A 4715-nucleotide genomic window follows, 5' to 3' on the forward strand; every position below is an offset into this window, starting at 1 on the left:
CTTGGAGATGCCGCGACGCCGGGCTTCCGCGGCAGCCAGCAAGTCGAGCTCTTCGGGGATCGTGATCGTGATCGTCTTCACACCTCCAATATACATACCTGCCGCTACGTTGACTACATACTGTTTCTCCAGCGCGTCAGCATCCGATCGAGTGCGTTGATGGCGTAGCGAGAATTCACAACTGACCGTTGCGAGTTGTATTGCGTAACGACAGATCTACTAGCAGATGTTGCGCGCGATCTCTCATGATCGATGAACCAACGAGATATCCTGCGAAGGGCTCTCCGTCGAAACGTATCGGTCGTTATAGGTCGAGCACGCGACGAAGTCTGAGGTCTCGCTCGTCTCCTCGCCGTCACGGGCCCATGACACCCGATCAAGTCCGTCGGCCGTAGATCATGCAGCGGCTACCGGATACCGTGGAAACAACAAACGTAACGATCGGAGATATCGATGGCTCGTTCTTTTACCGAGGCGGAGCTGCGTAGGCTCGCCGCAGACGGCGCGGCGAGCCTCGACGGAGCCAGCGCCGTCGACCTGCTGCGCTGGACCGACGAAACCTTCGGTGCCGACGACTACGTGGTGGCCTGCAGCATGCAAGACGCGGTGGTGGTGGACCTGGCCGCAAAGGTTCGCCCCGGCGTGCAGGTGCTTTACGTCGACACCGGCAACGAGTTCCCTGAAACCCTCGGAACGCGTGACGCGGTCGAAGCCAGCTACGACATCCGGTTGATGACCTTGCACCCGGAACCCTCGGTGCTGTCGTTGGGCACCAGCCTGTGCTACACCGACCCGGACGAATGCTGCCGGCTACGCAAAGTGGTGCCGCTGTCTAGAACGCTGCCCGACTTTTCCGCGTGGGTAACCGCGCTTCGCCGTGCCGATTCGCCGAGCCGCGCCAACACGCCGCTGATCAGCTTCGACGAAAAATTCAAGCTGGTGAAGGTCAACCCGATCGCCGCATGGTCAGACCAAGAGTTGGCCGACTACATCACCGAAAAGAACGTATTGGTCAATCCCTTGATGGACGAGGGCTACACATCCATCGGCTGCGCCCCCATGACCACCAAACCGGCCCCGGGCGCCGACAAACGCAGCGGACGCTGGGCGGGGTTCGCCAAGACCGAGTGCGGCATCCACGTCCAGCCTTAAGCGCGCTCGTTCTGCCCGGCTTCGTCGCGATGAGCGCCGCTCGGGTGCCGCCGACGGCTCCGGTGAGCTGCCGGTGGTCTCTTATGAGCTGTTTGGCTCGACGGAGATCTTGGGCCGCATGGCGATGGAGAAGATGCTGGCCGGGCTCTCGACGCGCCGCTACCGGGTCGGATTGGAGCCAGTCGGCCGGCAAGTCGATGAAACGGCCTCTGTGACAAGTAAGTCGGCGGTGTCAAGGAAGTTCGTGGCGATGACCGAGACCGCGCTGGCTGAGCTGCTGGCCAAGAACCTCTCGGGGCTGGACGTGGTGGCGCTGCTCATCGACGGGGTGCATTTCGCCTAGTCCTGCTGCGTGGTCGCGTTGGGGATCGACATCGAGGGGCAACAAGCATCCGCTGGCGCTGGTGGAGGGCTCCGCCGAGAACGCCACCTTGGTCACCGACCTGCTGGTGGGCTTACGGGAGCGCGGCCTGGATGTGGCTCGCTCGATGCTGGTGGGTATCGACGGGTCCAAGGTGCTGCGCAATGCGGTGGTCGAGGTGTTGGAGCGTCCGGTGATCCAACGCTGCCAAATCCACAAAGTCAGGAATGTCACAGAATTTCTGCCGCAACGACTTAGGTCCACCTTCGGCAAGAAGATGACTGCCGCCCACCACGCTGACTCGGCGCTGGAAGCCGAGGCCGCACTGCTGGCCCTGGCCAAGGAGCTCGACCGCACCCACCCCGGTGCCGCGGCATCGCTGCGTGAGGGTCTCGGTGAGACGCTCACGGTGCTGCGTCTGGGCGTGCAGCCCACACTGGCGCGCACCCGCCCATAAGTTCGAACTCGACCGCGGTAGTTGATAATTCGAAAACCATGCCTGGACAGGCAGCGGCAACTGCGACGTCATCGTGCACGACGCCGCGCACCACGAGGCATCCCGTCGAAGCGGTGGTATGCGGGGGCAACATAGTGGCAATCGTTGCACGCATGGTTCCTGGTACCGAGACACGACGAGTCAGCCTGGATATCCAACCCGGCATCTATCCAACATCCAGGTTCTGAGCGACGTCGTCAGGGCAGGCGGGGAGCAGATTGCACACGCCCGCGCATCGCGGCACCGGCCGCCGCGCCCTAACTTCAGTAAGGCAATGGGAGTTCGACAGTGCATATCTTTACATCGGCACCAGTCGGGCCGACTGGGCTTGGCCAGCCAGTTTCCTATCGAAGGTCCACAATGGTGCGGCGTTCGACAATTCCGCATATGTGGCCAGGCAGCAATCCTCGAACGACAGCTTCGGATGATCGGTGAAAAACGGCAGTGCGAGCTTGAACATGACACGGTTGCAATCGATCTGGGTCAGCGACATCAGGCCCTCGATCGCCTCGGCTGCCGCGGCACGGCTGAATTCATAGTGGCGGCACAAAGCGAAGACCACCTCGATGATGGCGAAGTCCGACACGACGAATGGCGCATCGGCACTTTCAAGTAGTGCGACTGCCGCCGCGTGCTGGTCCGGAACATCGTTAAGCAGCAGGCGGAGTACGACATTGGCGTCAAGTGAACCGCCAAATGTGGGCATCACGCCTACGACTCGCGCTGGGACTGGTAAAAGTCATCGACATCCAGCAGGGGGCGGGTGCCCGGCTTGATATGGCGACTAACGCGTTCGCTCAACTCGTTGACACTCGGCGGTTTGGTGATGATGAGTTCGCCGGTGTCCTCGTTCAGGTGCGCGCGCAACACTCCACCCGAATCGGCCAAACCGAGCCGGCGACGAACGGCGACCGGAAGCGTTGTCTGCCCCTTCCTGGTCACGGTAATGGTTATGTCCATATCTATTACTCTACCGTTCTGCATTACGCACACGCCGAGGTAATGCGATCTGGACATCGCAGGTGCGAAGGCAGCTTCGATAGATCAGCCCGGAACGTCGCCGGCCTGAACCCCTTGAGCAGGGGTCAAGCCGAGCGCCCAGAACCGCGTCGATGCGGAGGTCTCAACCGGACGCCGCACATCTGCCAGGCGCTTTGTTTGTCCAGTTCGCGGCGGGTCTGCTGGACTACACGCCACGAAAGCTTGTCCACCTAGCAACGTTGTTGCGTAACCGATCGGCGGCTGAATATGGGATCCCACAGCGTAATGCACCGGTGCCGACGACCCCTCGCTTGACCAGAAGTTCGCGTACTGCCATTGTACGTACATGACTTCGATGAAAGATGACCGCCTGCAGCTGCGCGTCGACGCAACCTCCAAGCGGCGGCTGGAGGAGGCCGCCGCCGAGGCGCACCTGAGCGTGACGGCGTTCGTGCTGCAGGCCGCCAGCCAGGCCGCCGACAATTTGCTCGCCGAGCGGCAGACAATTCGCCTGTCCCCCGCCTCGGCGGCCGTGTTCACCGAAGCACTGAACCATCCGGCGCGGGTTACCGAGCGACTGGCGGCCACCTTGAAGCGGCCGGCGAAGTTCACCTGGCTCGACTGAAGTGCAGTTCTACCGGCCGAACCTACTCGACCCGGATAGACACCGGCGCGACGAGTTCACGTCGGGCGATTCGTCCCTGGACGAGTGGCTGCGCCGCTACGCCGGCCAGAACCGACGCGGCAACACCGCAGCGGTCTGGGTGATCGCTGATGTTGATCACAGGGTGGTCTGCTACGCGACTTTGTCGATGACATCGGTGGATCGGTCAGCAAGTCCCACGCCATTGGCGAAGGGCGCCCCATTGCAGGTTCCCGCGCTCCTAGTAGGCCGGCTAGCCACCGACACCGGCGTGACTGGGCTTGGGCTGGGCACCCAAATGGTCAAACACATCCTGGCGACGGCAGCCGAGTTGAACGTCAAAGCAGCATGCCGAGCTGTCGTGGTCACCGCACCGAACCCGGCCGCTTTCAGTTGGTGGCAGCGGTTCGGGTTTGAACCGTTCGATGCCGAGGACTCGACTAACTTGGACCTCTACCTGCTGACCAAGGACATCGGCGCCACGCTCGCGAGACTCTGAGCCAGCGATTCCCTTCAGGCAGGTTGTAAGTTGTGGAGGAGCGGTTTCCCGGTGAGTTGGCGACGCTCCGTGCCGATAACGTGCGCCTGCGTCGGCTGCTCGAGCTCAGTAAGGAGCAGGCCCGCGCCGCGGATCCAGAACAGCCAGCCCGAACAGGTGCGCCGACCGCACCAGTGGATATGCGGTCGGCCCCGGAGGCAAAACTCCGGTTCTCGAATCGCCCCCGTTCTCGCGTCGTCGCTGCGCAAACGCGCCCCCGGATACACCAAGCCCGGCTTCCCTGATCCCCGAACAGCGCAGAAGCCATTCGCCACCTCGTAATCAGCGCGGACTCACAAGCTACGGCTGGTTTTGAACCTGGCGCACTTGACCATCGGACAATGGCGCCAGGGAAAACGGTCTCCGATTCGCAGGGCATTACGTGCGCTACGTGTGCCAGCGCGCATATCGTGCGCCTCAACGCCACGCCATCGGACGGTCAAGTGCGCTCCGGCACCGTGATGAGACCGACCTGGTCCCAAGACAAGCACCATAGGCAACGAATAATACGGGCCCGAGCACGCCATCACCCCAGCTCAGAGCC

At 62.3% G+C, this 4715-nt stretch carries 5 protein-coding genes and 1 pseudogene; 4 read left to right on the top strand and 2 right to left on the bottom strand.

Going from position 1 to position 4715, the window contains the following annotated elements; all coding sequences use genetic code 11:
- The first annotated feature begins 453 nt into the window (after positions 1–453).
- Positions 454–1152, top strand: a complete 699-nt coding sequence (locus AC2VOP_RS17750) for a phosphoadenylyl-sulfate reductase (protein ID WP_486962184.1) — start codon at positions 454–456, stop codon at positions 1150–1152.
- Positions 1153–1198: 46 nt separating this feature from the next.
- Positions 1199–1961, top strand: a pseudogene (locus AC2VOP_RS17755) (transposase); the annotation flags it as partial.
- A gap of 346 nt (positions 1962–2307) precedes the next feature.
- On the opposite strand, the gene AC2VOP_RS17760 reads toward AC2VOP_RS17755, so the two are convergent.
- Both AC2VOP_RS17760 and AC2VOP_RS17765 read right to left on the bottom strand, forming a co-directional pair.
- Complete coding sequence (locus AC2VOP_RS17760; RefSeq protein WP_421530614.1) at positions 2308–2715, bottom strand: PIN domain-containing protein; 408 nt, start codon at positions 2713–2715, stop codon at positions 2308–2310.
- A 5-nt stretch (positions 2716–2720) separates the two neighbouring features.
- Positions 2721–2969, bottom strand: coding sequence for an AbrB/MazE/SpoVT family DNA-binding domain-containing protein (locus AC2VOP_RS17765; protein WP_486962185.1), 249 nt, complete (start codon positions 2967–2969; stop codon positions 2721–2723).
- A 367-nt stretch (positions 2970–3336) separates the two neighbouring features.
- Between AC2VOP_RS17765 and AC2VOP_RS17770 the strand changes: the two genes are divergently transcribed.
- Both AC2VOP_RS17770 and AC2VOP_RS17775 read left to right on the top strand, forming a co-directional pair.
- The gene (locus AC2VOP_RS17770) at positions 3337–3615 is read left to right on the top strand and encodes a type II toxin-antitoxin system TacA family antitoxin (protein WP_486962186.1); all 279 of its coding nucleotides are present in this window, start codon (positions 3337–3339) and stop codon (positions 3613–3615) included.
- Position 3616: 1 nt separating this feature from the next.
- Positions 3617–4132 (top strand): GNAT family N-acetyltransferase, encoded by a 516-nt coding sequence (locus AC2VOP_RS17775; RefSeq protein WP_486962187.1) that lies wholly within the window; start codon positions 3617–3619, stop codon positions 4130–4132.
- Positions 4133–4715 lie beyond the last annotated feature (583 nt).

It is taken from the genome of Mycobacterium sp. TH-M106, assembly GCF_057473765.1.

Coding starts and splice junctions, on each gene's coding strand:
- AC2VOP_RS17770 (WP_486962186.1), top strand. CDS start 3,337: ATGACTTCGATGAAAGATGACCGCCTGCAGCTGCGCGTCGACGCAACC.
- AC2VOP_RS17765 (WP_486962185.1), bottom strand. CDS start 2,969: ATGGACATAACCATTACCGTGACCAGGAAGGGGCAGACAACGCTTCCG.
- AC2VOP_RS17760 (WP_421530614.1), bottom strand. CDS start 2,715: ATGCCCACATTTGGCGGTTCACTTGACGCCAATGTCGTACTCCGCCTG.
- AC2VOP_RS17750 (WP_486962184.1), top strand. CDS start 454: ATGGCTCGTTCTTTTACCGAGGCGGAGCTGCGTAGGCTCGCCGCAGAC.